This window comes from Cupriavidus sp. 05L411, assembly GCF_056398045.1.
Genome location: NZ_JBFTOQ010000008.1, coordinates 122,238 through 136,333 on the forward strand (window position 1 = coordinate 122,238; position 14,096 = coordinate 136,333).

At 66.3% G+C, this 14,096-nt stretch carries 14 protein-coding genes; 9 read left to right on the forward strand and 5 right to left on the reverse strand.

The window, feature by feature from the left end; all coding sequences use genetic code 11:
- Positions 1-40: 40 nt before the first annotated feature.
- From accB to AC1DQR_RS11860, 4 genes are all read right to left on the reverse strand, one after another.
- Positions 41-499: an acetyl-CoA carboxylase biotin carboxyl carrier protein gene (gene accB / locus AC1DQR_RS11845; RefSeq protein ID WP_043349608.1), complete on the reverse strand. Its 459-nt coding sequence runs from the start codon at positions 497-499 to the stop codon at positions 41-43.
- A 158-nt stretch (positions 500-657) separates the two neighbouring features.
- The gene (aroQ, locus tag AC1DQR_RS11850; protein WP_416049694.1) at positions 658-1,152 is read right to left on the reverse strand and encodes a type II 3-dehydroquinate dehydratase; all 495 of its coding nucleotides are present in this window, start codon (positions 1,150-1,152) and stop codon (positions 658-660) included.
- 206 nt (positions 1,153-1,358) lie between these two features.
- Complete coding sequence (locus AC1DQR_RS11855) at positions 1,359-1,907, reverse strand: TlpA family protein disulfide reductase (protein ID WP_477133069.1); 549 nt, start codon at positions 1,905-1,907, stop codon at positions 1,359-1,361.
- 113 nt (positions 1,908-2,020) lie between these two features.
- Positions 2,021-2,734 carry a UDP-N-acetylmuramate--alanine ligase gene (locus AC1DQR_RS11860; RefSeq protein WP_416049692.1) on the reverse strand — a complete coding sequence of 238 codons (714 nt, stop codon included), beginning with the start codon at positions 2,732-2,734 and terminating at the stop codon, positions 2,021-2,023.
- Positions 2,735-2,962: 228 nt separating this feature from the next.
- On the opposite strand from AC1DQR_RS11860, the gene mpl reads away from it, so the two are divergent.
- The 8 genes from mpl (at position 2,963) to mtgA (ending at position 11,491) form a co-directional block, all read left to right on the forward strand.
- On the forward strand, positions 2,963-4,360 hold the full coding sequence (gene mpl / locus AC1DQR_RS11865) for a UDP-N-acetylmuramate:L-alanyl-gamma-D-glutamyl-meso-diaminopimelate ligase (RefSeq protein ID WP_416049691.1): 1,398 nt from the start codon (positions 2,963-2,965) through the stop codon (positions 4,358-4,360).
- Positions 4,361-4,372: 12 nt separating this feature from the next.
- On the forward strand, positions 4,373-5,002 hold the full coding sequence (locus AC1DQR_RS11870) for a YqiA/YcfP family alpha/beta fold hydrolase (RefSeq protein ID WP_416049690.1): 630 nt from the start codon (positions 4,373-4,375) through the stop codon (positions 5,000-5,002).
- Between the two features lie 7 nt (positions 5,003-5,009).
- Entirely contained in the window at positions 5,010-5,651 is a 642-nt protein-coding gene (locus tag AC1DQR_RS11875) for a chorismate--pyruvate lyase family protein (RefSeq protein ID WP_416049689.1), read from the forward strand.
- 28 nt (positions 5,652-5,679) lie between these two features.
- Entirely contained in the window at positions 5,680-6,420 is a 741-nt protein-coding gene (gene fabG / locus AC1DQR_RS11880) for a 3-oxoacyl-ACP reductase FabG (RefSeq protein WP_416049688.1), read from the forward strand.
- 183 nt (positions 6,421-6,603) lie between these two features.
- The gene (locus tag AC1DQR_RS11885; RefSeq protein WP_416049687.1) at positions 6,604-8,772 is read left to right on the forward strand and encodes a ribonuclease catalytic domain-containing protein; all 2,169 of its coding nucleotides are present in this window, start codon (positions 6,604-6,606) and stop codon (positions 8,770-8,772) included.
- A 162-nt stretch (positions 8,773-8,934) separates the two neighbouring features.
- Positions 8,935-9,804 carry an energy transducer TonB gene (locus tag AC1DQR_RS11890; RefSeq protein WP_150986893.1) on the forward strand — a complete coding sequence of 290 codons (870 nt, stop codon included), beginning with the start codon at positions 8,935-8,937 and terminating at the stop codon, positions 9,802-9,804.
- A 17-nt stretch (positions 9,805-9,821) separates the two neighbouring features.
- Entirely contained in the window at positions 9,822-10,697 is an 876-nt protein-coding gene (aroE, locus tag AC1DQR_RS11895; RefSeq protein WP_416049686.1) for a shikimate dehydrogenase, read from the forward strand.
- Between the two features lie 92 nt (positions 10,698-10,789).
- The gene (mtgA, locus tag AC1DQR_RS11900) at positions 10,790-11,491 is read left to right on the forward strand and encodes a monofunctional biosynthetic peptidoglycan transglycosylase (RefSeq protein ID WP_416050386.1); all 702 of its coding nucleotides are present in this window, start codon (positions 10,790-10,792) and stop codon (positions 11,489-11,491) included.
- A gap of 28 nt (positions 11,492-11,519) precedes the next feature.
- Here mtgA and corA read toward each other — a convergent pair whose 3' ends face one another.
- Positions 11,520-12,482 (reverse strand): magnesium/cobalt transporter CorA, encoded by a 963-nt coding sequence (gene corA / locus AC1DQR_RS11905; protein WP_006162450.1) that lies wholly within the window; start codon positions 12,480-12,482, stop codon positions 11,520-11,522.
- Between the two features lie 782 nt (positions 12,483-13,264).
- Here corA and pyrF point away from each other — a divergent pair.
- Positions 13,265-14,083 carry an orotidine-5'-phosphate decarboxylase gene (gene pyrF, locus AC1DQR_RS11910; RefSeq protein ID WP_416049685.1) on the forward strand — a complete coding sequence of 273 codons (819 nt, stop codon included), beginning with the start codon at positions 13,265-13,267 and terminating at the stop codon, positions 14,081-14,083.
- Positions 14,084-14,096 lie beyond the last annotated feature (13 nt).

Consider the following 14,096-nt stretch of genomic DNA (forward strand, 5'->3'; position numbering starts at 1 on the left):
TCCGGCGCAGGCTGCGGGTGGCGCGGCATGCCGGTCAGTTTCAGCCGATGATGAACAGCGGCTGGCCGTATTCCACCGCCTGGCCATTCTCGACCAGGATTTCCTTGATCACGCCAGCCTTGTCCGACTCGATTTCGTTGAGCAGCTTCATCGCTTCGATGATGCAGACCGTCTGGCCTTCCTTGACGGTATCGCCCACATTGACGAACGACGCGGCGCCCGGCGACGGTGCGCGATAGAAGGTGCCGACCATCGGCGAGGTCACGACATGGCCGACCGGCAGTTGCGGCGCGGCCGGCTCGGTACCGGCGACGGGCATTGCGGCCGGCGCGGCGGCCGGGGGCAGTGCCTGCATCGGCTGCATGGCCATCGGCGCGGCGATGACCTGCGGCGGCGCCTTGACGATCCGCACCTTGCCTTCGCCTTCGGTGACTTCCAGCTCGGAGATGCCGGACTCGGCCACCAGGTCGATCAGCGTCTTCAGCTTGCGCAGGTCCATCTTCTATCCTCCTGAATCGGGTTGTCCGGCGGCCACCGCTCTGGTGGCTGCGTCCGGGAAAAACTGACGCCTCCGGCGGGCTGCCGTGGTCCGCCGCGAACATGGCGGCGGGGCAGGCGCCGGGGGCGCGGTAACGGTTTAAGAAATCAACGTGCGGATCAGGCCTCGGGCAGCGCCTGTTCCAGCTCCTGCCCGAGGGCATAGTCCAGCGCCAGCAGATACCCCTGCCAGCCAAGTCCGCAGATCACTCCGATCGCCACATCGGAGAAGTAGGAGTGATGACGGAAGTTCTCGCGCCGATGCACGTTCGACAAGTGGACTTCCACAAACGGAATCGCCACCCCGGCCAGCGCATCGCGCAGCGCTACGCTGGTATGCGTATAGGCGGCCGGGTTGATGATGATGAAATCCACGCCCTCGTCGCGCGCGGCATGGATACGATCCACCAGCGCGCCCTCATGGTTGGACTGAAACGTAGCCAGGGTGATGCCAGTCTGGCGGGCTCGCTGCGCGAGGGCCAGGTCGATATCGGCTAGTTTCGTGTACCCATAAGTTTCCGGCTCCCGCGTGCCCAGCAAATTCAGGTTCGGTCCGTGCAGGACCAGCACCTTGCGGTAGCGGGGAGAGCGGTGTTCGGGAGGTGTATCGATCACGGCGGCTCGACCATTTCAACGAAATTGCGCGGAGATTACCGTAGCTTAGAGTGATTTGTCTAGCAGCGTAGACATAGGCAGCTTCAAAGCAGGCGAGTTTTCAGGCTCGATTCAGCACTTTGGGGCCGTGGAATCGCGTTTCGATCAAATTGCGTGATGATCGAACAAGATTAGGAGAAATTCGCCCCAAATCAAGAATCTTATGGCTAGCTGCGAGGCAGCGCGGCGCGCAGCTCGTCAGGGGAAACCCTGCCCATTTTGCGGTAGCTGACCGTGCCATCTGGCGCAATGATCACTGTATAGGGCAGGCCGCCGGCCGCGTTGCCAAAGTTGCGCGAGAGCTCCGTACCGGCAAAGCCGGCCACGGCCAGTGGGTAGGAGACGGGGATCTTCTTGATGAACTGCTGGATATTGTTAGCGGAATCGATGCCGATGCCGACAAATTCCACTTTTCGTCCCGTGTACTCCTTATGCAACGCGTTCAGGTCGGGCATTTCTTCCACGCAGGGGCCGCACCAGGGTGCCCAGAAGTTCACAACCACCGTTTTTCCACGAAGTTGCGCGAAGTTAATCTGGGTGCCATCCGGGTCTGGCAGTTGCGTGCGCAAGAACGTCTCGACGGCCTCGTCGGATGCCGGCTTGGGCGAAAACACATAGTGCCCGGCCAGCGCGCCCGCGACGGCGGCCACGACGGCAACGGCAAGCCAGGCCCAGAGGCGGCTGCGGCGGACAGGAGTGCTGGTGGAAGAGGTCATGGCAGCAAGAAAGATAGCGGCTGATGGAAGAGGTAAGAACCCGGATGGCCCGATAGGGACGGTGCGCATGGCCTGTGGCCGGCCTCGCTCGCGCTCCGCGTCAAGGCTGGCGCTCAGGCCGCTGCGGGCGCGTCGGGCACCTGGGGTGCCGCCGCATCGGCGGCCGCCAGCAGCGCCAGCACCGCATCCACATCGGCACGGGCAACCCGGCCGCCGGCCGCGGCCCGGACTGCGCCGCGTTCGTCATCCGCATCATACAGCGCTATATGAATGCCGACGGGCTGGCCAAGTTCCGCACGGATCTCTCCAGCCAGCAGGCGCGCTTCGCGCATGGCTGGCCACTGTCCCTTCCAGAGGAAGCTCAGGGTCTCGACCTCGCCGCGGCCGGCGAAGTGCCGGGTCTCGCTGGTGTCGAAGTCCACGCCAGCGTTGAGCAGGTGCAGGGTGAGATCCTTGGGGCTATCGCAGAAGCACTGCAGATAGACGTCGGAATGCTCGGTGGCGGTGCCGTTGAGCACGGCGCCGGCCAGGTACGGGCGGAATGCGGCAAGGTCGCGCATGGCAAGCACGGCCAGCCGGCGCAGCAGCGCCAGGACGCGGGGCTGGCTCTCCGAATGGAACAGTGCCTGATAGAGACGGACTTCCGCCTCCACGGCCTCGTTGTCGGGGAGCCACTCGCCCGCCACGCGCACGTCGCCCAGCAGCTGCCGCGCGGCCTTGCGCTTGGCTGTGGCGTAGTCGGTGCCATCTTCCGCGATCATGCGGGCGGCGGCCTGGGCGATTTCCTCGCGCAGGCGGATGGGGTCAAGGGTGGGGCGGCGGGGCATGGGGGGATGATACCGGAGGGATCGCGGCCTGCGCGCTAGGGTCGGTTTTGCTTTTTAGAGTGGCCGGTAACGGGGAGATTCCTCGGGGCGAACGCGCCGGCCCGGAAATCTGCCGCGCCCGGCTGCGGGCCTTTCCCGCACGGCTTCGCCGTCACCCCCTCAGGTACAATTCTTTCCATCCAGAAGCAACCCGGCCCGGCCGCCCTGGCCCGCCCAATCCTAAATCCCATGCATATTCACATCCTCGGTATCTGCGGCACATTCATGGGCGGCCTGGCCGTGCTTGCCAAGCAGGCTGGCCACCGCGTCACCGGATGCGACGCCAATGTCTACCCGCCGATGAGCACGCAGCTCGAGGCGCAGGGCATTGAACTGATCGAGGGCTTCGATCCCGGCCAGCTGGCGCTGGAGCCGGACCTGTTCGTCATCGGCAATGTGGTGTCGCGCGGCAATCCGCTGATGGAGGCCATCCTCAACCGCAACCTGCCTTATGTCTCCGGCCCGCAGTGGCTCGGCGAGCATGTGCTGCGCGGCAAATGGACGCTGGCGGTGGCGGGCACCCACGGCAAGACCACCACCACCTCCATGCTGGCCTGGATCCTGGAAGATGCCGGCTACCAGCCGGGCTTCCTGGTGGGCGGCGTGCCGCAGAATTTTGGCGTGTCGGCGCGGGTGACCGAGTCCGACTTCTTCGTGATCGAGGCCGATGAGTACGATACGGCGTTCTTCGACAAGCGCAGCAAGTTTGTCCACTACCGTCCACGCACCGCCATCCTGAACAATCTGGAATACGATCACGCCGACATCTTCCCTGATCTTGCCGCCATCGAGACCCAGTTCCATCATCTGGTGCGCACCGTGCCGGAGCAGGGCCGGCTGATCGTCAACGGCTATGAGGAAAGCTTGGCGCGCGTGCTGGAGCGGGGCTGCTGGAGCGAGACCGAGCAATTTGGCATCGGCGACTGGCGTGCGGGCGAGCCCACCGAAGGCGATGCCACCGGCGACGGCATGACCCAGGACAGTTTCGATGTCTGGTTCGGCGACGTGCTGCAAGGCCGGCTCCGCTGGGCCTTGCAAGGCACGCACAATCGGATGAATGCGCTGGCTGCGATTGCGGCTGCCCGCCATGTGGGCGTGCCAGCACCGCAAGCCATCGATTCCTTGTCGCGCTTCGCGAATGTGAAGCGGCGCATGGAAGTGCGTGGCGTGGTCGATGGCATCACGGTCTATGACGACTTTGCCCACCATCCCACGGCGATCCAGACCACGCTCGACGGCCTGCGCAAGCGGGTTGGCGCGGCGCGCATCCTGGCGGTCCTGGAGCCGCGCTCCAACACCATGAAGCTGGGCGTGATGAAGGCGCAGCTCCCGGCCAGCCTCGAGGCGGCAGACCTGGTGTTCGGGTATGGCGCGGCCAGCGGCAAGGATGCCCTGGGCTGGGACCTGGCCGAATCGCTGGCGCCGCTGGGCGAGCGCGCGGCCGCCTTCAGCGATCTTCCCGAGCTGGTCCGCGCGGTGCGAGCCACCGCGCGCCCGGGCGACCATGTGCTGGTCATGAGCAACGGCGGCTTCGGCGGCGTCCACCAGAAGCTGCTGGACGCCTTTGCCGCAGGTGCTTCCGCCTGAGCGGGGCCTGGCATGCTGCTATACCTGCACGGTTTCCGCTCATCTCCACAGTCCTTCAAGGCGCGCCTGGTCCAGGAGCGCATGCGTGAATGGGGCGTGGGACGCTATTACGCTTGCCCGGTGCTGAATGTGTCGCCGGCCCAGGCCATCGCCCAGGCCGAGGCGGCCATCGCGGCCTCGCAAGCCGGTGGCGCGCAGCCGCTCACCATCATCGGCTCCTCGCTGGGTGGCTTCTATGCGCGCTGGCTGGCCGAGCGCCACGGCTGCCGCGCTGTGCTGCTCAACCCGGCGGTGCATCCCTGGACCGACCTGGAGCGCCATCTGGGCGACCAGCCGCTCTGGCACGGTGGCGGCTCGGTGCGGGTGGAGCGCCATCATCTGGATGAACTGCTGGCGCTGCGGGTCGAGCCCATCACCCGGCCGCAGCGCTATTTCCTGATGGCTGCGACCGGCGACGAGGTGCTGGACTACCGCGAGATGCTGGCGGCCTTCCCCGGCGCACACACGCGCGTCATCGAGGGCAGCGACCACGGCATCAGTGAATTTGCCGACTACGTCGACGAAGTCCTCGCTTTCTGCGGCTATGGACCCGATGGCCAGATCAGCCAGGGCGACGCCATCGACCCGGAGCCACGGGCATGAGCGCGGCATGAACGGGGCGCATCTGCGCCGCAGTGGTTGGCACGCCCATCTACCCGAAGATCCCGCCATCAGCGCCAATCTGCGCCGCTGGGTGACCGGTGATGGCTCGCTCACCGCCCGGCTGGTGGCAGCGTCGGACGCTTTCCGCGTGCGCCGCCTGGCGCAGCGCATGGAACTCGCCCTTGCCGATGAATGGCAGGCGCTGGGGCTGCCTGCCCGCCGCCGCGCGCTGGCGCGCGAGGTGCTGCTGATCTGTGACGGGGTGCCGGCCATCTTTGCCCATACCGTGGTGAAGCCCGACCATGCCCGGCGCGACTGGCCGTTCCTGCGCGGCCTGGGCGAGCGCCCGCTGGGCGGCGCGCTGTTCGTCGATCCCCGCGTGCGGCGAGAGCCGTTTGCCTTTGCGCGCCTGCTTGCGCATCACCCGCTGCGGCGCCGGCTGGAACTAGCCGTGCCGGCCATGCGGGAGCTCGCTGCGTCATCGGTGTTGCCCGCGCGGCGCTCGGCCTTCCGGCGTGGCGACGGCGTCATGCTGGTGACCGAGGTATTCCTGCCCGACCTGCTGGCGCGGCCGGCGCCGGCACTGAGCGGTTCCAGCCAGAAGCCGCCAGGTAGCCATCCAGAGCAAGAATTTTCCCCAAATCGATAATCGCGACCAAGAAGAAGAGACGACCATCATGAAATTGCAGGGACGTGTTGCCATCATCACCGGCGCTGCCGCCGGGATCGGTTTTGCCACCGCGCAGCGCTTTGCCGCGGAAGGTGCGCTGGTGGTGCTTTGCGACGTGCAGGAGGAGCGCGTGCGCGCCGCCGCCGAGACGCTCGCCGCTTCAGGCGCCACCGTGAGCGCCTACAAGGTCGATGTGACGCGCCGCGACGAGGTCGACGCCATGGTGGCGGCCACGCTGGCCAAGCACGGCCGCGTCGACATCCTCGTCAATAACGCAGGCATCACCAAGGATGCGCGCCTGACCAAGATGACCGAAGCCCAGTTCGACGCGGTGATCGACGTCAATCTCAAGGGCGTCTTCAACTGCGCCCAGGCCGTGGCCGACATCATGACCGAGCAGGGCAAAGGTGTGATTCTCAATGCGTCCAGCGTGGTTGGCCTGTACGGCAACTTCGGCCAGACCAACTATGCGGCGAGCAAGTTCGGTGTGATCGGCTTGACCAAGACGTGGGCGCGCGAGCTGGGCCCCAAGGGCGTGCGCGTCAACGCGGTGTGCCCGGGTTTCGTCGCCACCGAGATCCTGCGGACCGTGCCGGAGAAGGTGCTGGACGGCATGAAATCGTCTTGCTGGCTGCGCCGTCTGGCGGAGCCGGCCGAAATCGCCAGCATCTACACCTTCCTTGCCAGCGACGATGCCAGCTACGTCAATGGCGTGGCGATCGAGGCCAGCGGCGGCATGTCGCTGTAACAGCCCGCCCTGCGCCGGGCTTGCAGCCGGCGCGGTGCGGTATCATCTCAGGTCCGGTTGCCGCCTTGCCTGAAGGCGGCCTTGCACCATTTCTCTCACCGGGCCGTTCCCGCAGGCGTCACAAAGCGCCAGGGTGCTTGGTTTGCCAAGTGCGGTTCCCGGCATTTCTGAAAGTTCCGATCCATGCAGTTGCTGTTCGAAGAAGGCGGCGAGATTCGCGCCGGCACCGTGCTGACCCAGCAGGGCGAGTCGTACCAGGTGGAGCTGCCCGCGGGCAAGCGCACCAAGGTCAAGTCGCGCGACGTATTGCTGCAGTTCGCGCAGCCGTCGGCGATCGAGCTGTTGCGCCAGACCGCCGACCTGGTCGGCGAGGTCGACCTGGAATTCCTGTGGGAATGCGCGTCGGAGGACGAGTTCGGCTTTGTCGACCTGGCGGCCGAGTACTACGGCGCGGGTGCGAGCGTGGTGCAGCAAGCCGCGCTGGCGCAGACGCTGCACGGCAATCCGGTCTATTTCCGCCGCAAGGGCCGCGGGCGCTACCAGCGCGCGCCGGAAGACCAGTTGAAGGCTGCGCTCGCCGCGCTCGAGCGCAAGAAGCAGCAAGCCCTGGTGCAGGCCGAGTACGAAAACCAGCTCAAGGCCCTGACCCTGCCCGATGCGTTCCGCGGCAAGGCACTGCAACTGCTGTTCAAGCCCGACAAGAACAGCCTCGAATACAAGGCGATGGACGCCGCTTGCACCGCGCTAGGCATGTCGCCGATGCGGCTGATGGTGGCGGTGGGCGGCATTGCCAGCCCGCGCGCGCTGCATGAGGCCAAGTTCCTCTCCGAGTGCTTCCCCAAGGGCACCGGCTTTCCCGACGTGGCCGTGCCGGAACCCGCCGGCGAACTGCCGCGCGCGGATGTGGAGGCGTTCTCCATCGATGACGTCACCACCACGGAGATCGACGATGCGCTGTCGGTCACGCCGCTGGATGGTGGCAAGATCCGCGTGGGCATCCATATCGCGGCGCCCGGCCTGGGCATCCGCCGTGGCGAGCCGCTCGACGCCGTGGCGCGCCATCGCCTGTCGACAGTCTATTTCCCCGGCGACAAGATCACCATGCTGCCGGACTCGGTGGTGGAGCGCTACACGTTGCAGGAAGGGCGCGAGTGCCCGGCCCTGTCGCTGTATGTGGTCTACGACCCGGCCCTGCAGATGATCGTCAGCAGCGAGACCCGCGCGGAGCTGGTCAAGATCGCGGCCAACCTGCGCCACAACCTGCTTGAGGATGTGGTGACCGAGGCCGCACTGGCCGCCGGCACCGGCGACTACCCGTTCCGCGATGCGCTGACCCAGTTGTTCCATTTCTCCGGCTGGCTGCACGACGAACGCCAGAAGGCGCGTCTGGCCAGCGGGCTGCGTCCCGAGTCGCACAACCGCGCCGACTACAGCTTCTACATCGACCTGCTGGAAGATGGCGGCGAACGCGTGCGCATCGAGCAGCGCCGCCGCGGCTCCCCGCTCGACAAGATCGTTGCCGAGCTGATGATCCTGGCCAACAGCACCTGGGGCAAGCTGCTTGCCGACAACGGTGTGCCGGGCATCTATCGCACGCAGAAGGCCTGGGGCATGAACCGCACCCGCATGCAGACCTACCCGGCGCCCCACGAGGGGCTGGGCGTGGCGCAATACGCGTGGAGCACCTCGCCGCTGCGCCGCTATGTCGACCTGGTCAACCAGTGGCAGATCCTGGCAGTCGCCCAGCATGGCATCACGGCCAAGCTGGTGGCGCCGTTCAAGCCCAAGGATTCGGACCTGCTGGCCGCGGTCGCGGATTTCGAAGGCACCTACGCCGCGTATGCCGACCATCAGTCGACCATGGAGCGCTACTGGTGCCTGCGCTGGCTGCAGCAGGAAAAGCGCGAGCGCCTGATGGGCTCGGTGCTCAAGGAAGGCGCGGTGCGCTTTGCCGAGATTCCGCTGGTCACGCGCGTGCCGGAGTTGATGCAGGCCTCGCGCGGCACCCAGGTGCTGCTCGAGATCGGCGCGATCGACGAGATCTCGCTGGAAGTGTCATGCCGCGTCCTGGAGGTGTTTGCCGGCGAAGGCGAGCTGCCGCAGGAGGAGATGGAGCGGGACGACGAAGCCGGCGAAGTGTCGGCGCAAGCCGCCGCTGAAGCCGCGGCCGAGGAGGCTGCCGAAGCCGCTGCCGAGGGTGCGGCCGAAGGGGCAACTGAAGGGGCAACCGAAGGTGAGGTTGACGCTGCGACTGGGGAAGCTGGCGATGACGAAGCCGCGAGTGCCGCGGATGCCACAAGCGACGGCGCTGCGTCGGACACACGCGACACCGGCACCGGCGGCGCAGGCTGAGTTCCTCGGAAAAAACGAGGCGCTCCCTTACAATCGCAGTCTGACCCCGGGGTCCCACGGACCCCGGCCCCAGTCTCGCCCGATCGACGCTTCCCAGCCAACGTCCCGCCCATCGTGAAAGCCGCTTTTTCTCCCCGCCAGTGGTGGAACGCCAGCAGCACGATGGCCAAGGCGCTGGTCGTCTCGTTGCTGGCCCATGCGTTGCTGCTGACCGTGCGCGTAGTGGCGCCGGAGGCGTTCGAGATCAAGCGCACCGACGCCGCGCTCGATGTGGTGCTGGTCAATTCCAAATCGGCGCAGCGCCCGCAGAACCCCACCGTGCTGGCCCAGGCCAACCTCGACGGCGGTGGCGAGCACGACCAGCAGCGCGCCACCACGCCGCTGCCGGCACAGACCGTCACCAAGGACGGCGACCTGGTGCGCCAGATGCAGCGCCGCGTGGAGCAGATGGAGCAGGAGCAGCAGCGCCTGATGACGCAGTCGCGCGAAGCCGCGCCGTCCGTGCACAGCCAGCCGCTCAAGCCAGGCCAGCAGCGCGTGGAAAACCCGCTGCGCGGCCAGGACGAACGCACCTCGCTCGACGAGATGGCCAAGCTCGAAGCCGAGATCGGCCGCAACCTCGAGCAATACGCCAAGCGGCCCAAGCGCTACCAGCTCACCGCCACCAGCGCGCAGGAAGTGGAATACGCGCAGTACTACGACCGCCTTCGCCAGAAGATCGAAGCGCGCGGCACCACCGATTTCCCCCAGCGCAATGGCAAGCCGATCTACGGGCAACTGATCCTGGTGATCAACGTCAACCGGCAGGGCCGGCTTGGCTATAACCGTGATGGCTACAACATCGACGCCATCGACGTGGTCAAGAGCTCGGGCGATCCCGTGCTGGACCGCCAGGCGGTTGCCATCGTGCGCGCGGCGGCGCCGTTCGGCGGGTTCACGGCGCAGATGCAGGCGCGCCAGGATATTCTCGAAGTGATCTCTACATTCAAGTTTTCGCGCAGTGGGCTGGAAACTCGCCTGCAGTCCCGATGACGCCATCACCTGACACTATGCAATCCCAGACTCCCGCCGACCGTTACGTCGTGATCGGCAACCCCGTCGCGCACAGCCGCTCTCCCGCCATCCATGCCGCATTTGCGCTGCAGACCGGCGAGGCCGTCGAGTACGAGCGCCTGCTTGCGCCGCTCGATGGGTTCGTTGCCACCGTGCGCGCCTTCTTCGACGGCGGCGGCCACGGCCTGAACGTGACCGTGCCGTTCAAGCTCGAAGCCTACGACCTCGCCGAGCGCCTGACGCCGCGCGCCGAGAGCGCGGGCGCGGTCAACACCATGTGGATCGAGGACGGCGTGATCCACGGCGACAACACCGACGGTGTCGGCCTCACGCGCGACATCGAGGTCAACCTCGATACCTTGCTCGAAGGCAAGCGCATCCTGTTGCTGGGCGCGGGCGGCGCCGCCATGGGCGCCATGCTGCCGCTGATCGGCTGCCGGCCGGATCGCATCGTGGTGGCCAACCGCACGCCCCAGCGCGCCAGCGATATCCTGGAAAACGTGGCCCAGCAAGCGGACGAGTACGGCGTGGAGCTGTGGGGCGGTGGTTTTGACGCACTGGCGGGTTTGACCGATGAAGACGCTTGCGACGTGGTCATCAACGCCACCAGCAGCAGCCTGCAGGGCGAGTTGCCGCCGGTGCCGGCGGAACTGCTGGGCAAGGACGTGCTCGCCTACGACATGATGTACGGCGCGGAGCCCACCGTATTCCTGAAGTTCGCCGCCCAATGTGGCGCGCGCACCAGTGACGGGCTGGGCATGCTGGTCGAGCAGGCCGCCGAGGCCTTCTACAACTGGCGGGGTGTGCGGCCCGCCACCGCGCCCGTGCTGGCAACGCTGCGCGCGGCGCTGCAGGCCGAAGCCGCGCGCTAAAGCGCAGGCCGGCTGGCTCGAACATGGCTGAGCGCAAGCACACCGCCCGTCCCGGGGCGGCTCAAGGCGGCAGGGGCGGTGGCCTCAACCCGCTGCGCTGGCTCGCCTACCTGCTTGGCGCGCTGATCGCCGGCGTGCTGGCCATGCAGGTGTATTTCTTCCTGCAGATCGCTGCCTGGCAAACCGTGAACCCGTCATCCACGGCGTTCATGCGGGCCGAGCAGTGGCGTCTGTGCGGCTTCAGGTTCTGGAGCTGCCAGGTGGACCGCCGCTGGGTCGGCTATGACGATATCTCCCGCAACCTCAAGCGCGCGGTGATCGCCAGCGAGGACGCCGACTTCGTCAACCATCCCGGCTACGAGCTCGATTCCATGCTCGATGCCTGGGAGCGCAACAAGAAGCGCGGGCATATCGTGCGTGGCGGCTCCACCATCACGCAGCAACTGGCCAAGAACCTCTTCCTTTCGTCCGAGCAGCACTACCTGCGCAAAGGCCAGGAGCTGGCCATTACCTGGATGCTTGAGTTCTGGCTCGACAAGCAGCGTATCTACGAGATCTATTTGAATTCGGTGGAGTGGGGCGAGGGCGTGTTTGGCGTAGAGGCCGCGGCCCAGCATTATTTCAAGACCAGCGCCGCCAAGCTGAGTGTGGGCCAGGCAGCACGCCTGGCCGCGGCGCTGCCGGCGCCAAAGTGCTTCGACAAGAAGGAGTACTGCGCCAATGTACGCGTGAACTTCAAGGTCAAGGCCAACATCATCGCGCGCCGCATGGGCGCGGCCACGCTGCCCGACTGAGTCCGGGGCAGCGCAGTTCAGACGCCCTTCAGCTTAGCCAGCCCTTGCGCTTGAAGTACACCAGCGGGATCGCGGCCGACACGGCCATCAGCGCGATGGCCCAAGGATAGCCCGCGGCCCAGTCCAGCTCCGGCATGAACTTGAAGTTCATGCCGTAGATGCTGGCGATCAGCGTGGGTGGCATCAGCGCCACCGAGACCACCGAGAACAGCTTGATGATCTTGTTCTGGTTGATGTTGATGAAACCGACCGTGGCGTCCATCAGGAAGTTGATCTTGTCGAACAGGAACGCGGTGTGGTTCTCGATGGAGTCGATGTCGCGCAGGATCTGGCGGGCTTCGTCCTGCTGCTCGGCCGACAGCAGCTGGCTGCGCATCAGGAAGGAGACCGCGCGGCGCGTGTCCATCACGTTGCGGCGGATGCGGCCGTTCAAGTCTTCTTCGCGGGCGATGGTTTCCAGCACGTCGGCCGCCGCGGCATCGGTCACGTTCTCCGCCAGCACGCGCTTGCTGGCTTCCTCCAGCCGCTCGTAGACTTCCTCGATGGAGTCCGCCGAGTATTCCGCATCGGTGGCGTACAGGTCCATCAGCACGTCCTTGGCGTTGCGCACCGAGCCCGGGCGCATGCGGGCGCGCAATCGCACCAGCCGAAACACCGGCAGGTCTTCGTCGTGAATGGAGAACAGCACGTCGCGCGTGAGCACGAACGCCACGCGCACGTTGCGCGAGATGTCTTCCTCGTCGAGCAGGAAGTCGGTGCGGATATGGATGTTCTCGTCCTCGCCTTCGAAGTAGCGGGCCGAGGCTTCCAGGTCGCCCAGGTCTTCCAGCTCCGGCAACGCGACGCCGTAGGCTTCCTTGATCCAGGCGAGTTCCTCGTCATCGGGGCTGATGACATCGATCCAGATCGGCTTGTGCTGCAGAAGTTCATTGCGATCGTCGACCTGCTCCTGTGCGAGCCGGCCTTTCTGCAGGACGAACAGGTTGATCATCCCAGGGCTTCCTTGTTGCGTTTGGCGAAGAAACGCGCAGGCTTGGCTCGCCGGCCATGGGGCGAGCCCATGCTTCGCGCGAAAACGGCGAAGCTCAGGGCCGCTGGCAAGCGTGATCGCGCTGTGCGCTTGAAGGGCGCGCAAGGCGATGGCGTTTGCCGTTCATGGCTGGCAAGCCGGGGGAGGGATAAGTCCGGGACGAAGCGGCGCGCGGCGACGGCCGTCAGGAACACGGAAGAACACTCACCCGCAGTATGTGCTGCGGGCGAGTCCGACGAGGCGGTGGAGCGGGATAAGGCCAGCTCCGGCGGTCGTCGTTACGCAGCCCGCAGTGACATGGCATTCGGTGCGATCGCAATCTGGCTGCGGCAACACGAACACCCGATGCTACTGCCCACGTAGTTTCTCCGGGATTATGATGGCCGCGAGTGTAGCCCAACGAGGGGGGGCTTGTTAAGTGAAATGTGGGTGAAGGCGAGGCGCCGGCGCGCAGTGCGTTGTTATGCCGCCCGCGCGCTTTGGCGCCCGCGCCGCAATAGCGGCTCGAGCAGCACCGAGGCCATGGCGGCGAACATCCATCTGGCCGCATTTCATCATTTGCGTGCCCAGGCCCCGGCCGGCCACTGTGTGCGACGCCGCTCCTTGTATCGAGGAAGAACGGCAGAAGAGAGCACACAGCGGGTAAAATCGCGGGAACGACTGTTGCCGCGGGGGGAGCGCCGACCCGGCTTGACAAGCCCGGCGCGCAGCCGACGCGGCCGACCCAGATTAGCGAGCATCCCATGACCTTCACCGAGCAGCTGGCTGCAGCCTGGCAGCGCAACGATTCCCTCCTCTGCGTCGGGCTAGACCCCGACCCGGGCAAGCTGCCCCTGTCCATGACGGGCACGGGCGGCGCGATCTTCTCCTTTTGCCGCGAGATCGTCGACGCCACCGCCGACCTGGTCTGCGCCTTCAAGCCGCAGATCGCCTATTTCGCGGCGCAGCGCGCCGAAGACCAGCTCGAGCAGCTGATCGCCTATATCCATGACGCCCACCCCGGGATTCCCGTGATCCTGGACGCCAAGCGTGGCGACATCGGCTCGACCGCGCAGCAGTACGCCATCGAAGCCTTCGAGCGTTACCGGGCGGACGCTGTCACGGTCAATCCCTATATGGGCCTGGATTCGCTCGAGCCGTACCTGGCCTATCTGGATCGCGGCGTGATCGTGCTGTGCCGCACTTCCAACCCGGGCGGCTCCGACGTGCAGTTCCTGCCGGTGGATGGCAAGCCCGTGTACCAGGTGGTGGCAGAGGCGGCCGCCACGCGCTGGAATACCAATGGACAGATGGCGCTGGTGGTGGGGGCGACCTTCCCCGCGGAGATTGCCAAGGTGCGCGAGATCGTGGGCGACATGCCGCTGCTGATCCCCGGCATCGGCGCCCAGGGCGGCGATATCGAGGCCACCGTCCGCGCGGGGCGCACCGGCGCTGGCGCCGGCATGATGATCAATTCGTCGCGCGCCATCCTCTACGCCAGCCGCGAGAAGGATTTCGCGGCCGCCGCGCGCAACGTTGCGTTGCAGACGCGCGAAACCATCAACCGCTTCCGCCAGGGCTGAACCGCCGCGTCGC

What these genes read in the sequence shown, in the direction of transcription:
- accB (WP_043349608.1), bottom strand. Translation starts at nt 499, where the DNA reads ATGGACCTGCGCAAGCTGAAGACGCTGATCGACCTGGTGGCCGAGTCC.
- AC1DQR_RS11855 (WP_477133069.1), bottom strand. Translation starts at nt 1,907, where the DNA reads ATGACCTCTTCCACCAGCACTCCTGTCCGCCGCAGCCGCCTCTGGGCC.
- AC1DQR_RS11860 (WP_416049692.1), bottom strand. Translation starts at nt 2,734, where the DNA reads ATGCCCCGCCGCCCCACCCTTGACCCCATCCGCCTGCGCGAGGAAATC.
- mpl (WP_416049691.1), top strand. Translation starts at nt 2,963, where the DNA reads ATGCATATTCACATCCTCGGTATCTGCGGCACATTCATGGGCGGCCTG.
- AC1DQR_RS11870 (WP_416049690.1), top strand. Translation starts at nt 4,373, where the DNA reads ATGCTGCTATACCTGCACGGTTTCCGCTCATCTCCACAGTCCTTCAAG.
- AC1DQR_RS11875 (WP_416049689.1), top strand. Translation starts at nt 5,010, where the DNA reads ATGAACGGGGCGCATCTGCGCCGCAGTGGTTGGCACGCCCATCTACCC.
- fabG (WP_416049688.1), top strand. Translation starts at nt 5,680, where the DNA reads ATGAAATTGCAGGGACGTGTTGCCATCATCACCGGCGCTGCCGCCGGG.
- AC1DQR_RS11885 (WP_416049687.1), top strand. Translation starts at nt 6,604, where the DNA reads ATGCAGTTGCTGTTCGAAGAAGGCGGCGAGATTCGCGCCGGCACCGTG.
- AC1DQR_RS11890 (WP_150986893.1), top strand. Translation starts at nt 8,935, where the DNA reads ATGGCCAAGGCGCTGGTCGTCTCGTTGCTGGCCCATGCGTTGCTGCTG.
- aroE (WP_416049686.1), top strand. Translation starts at nt 9,822, where the DNA reads ATGCAATCCCAGACTCCCGCCGACCGTTACGTCGTGATCGGCAACCCC.
- corA (WP_006162450.1), bottom strand. Translation starts at nt 12,482, where the DNA reads ATGATCAACCTGTTCGTCCTGCAGAAAGGCCGGCTCGCACAGGAGCAG.
- pyrF (WP_416049685.1), top strand. Translation starts at nt 13,265, where the DNA reads ATGACCTTCACCGAGCAGCTGGCTGCAGCCTGGCAGCGCAACGATTCC.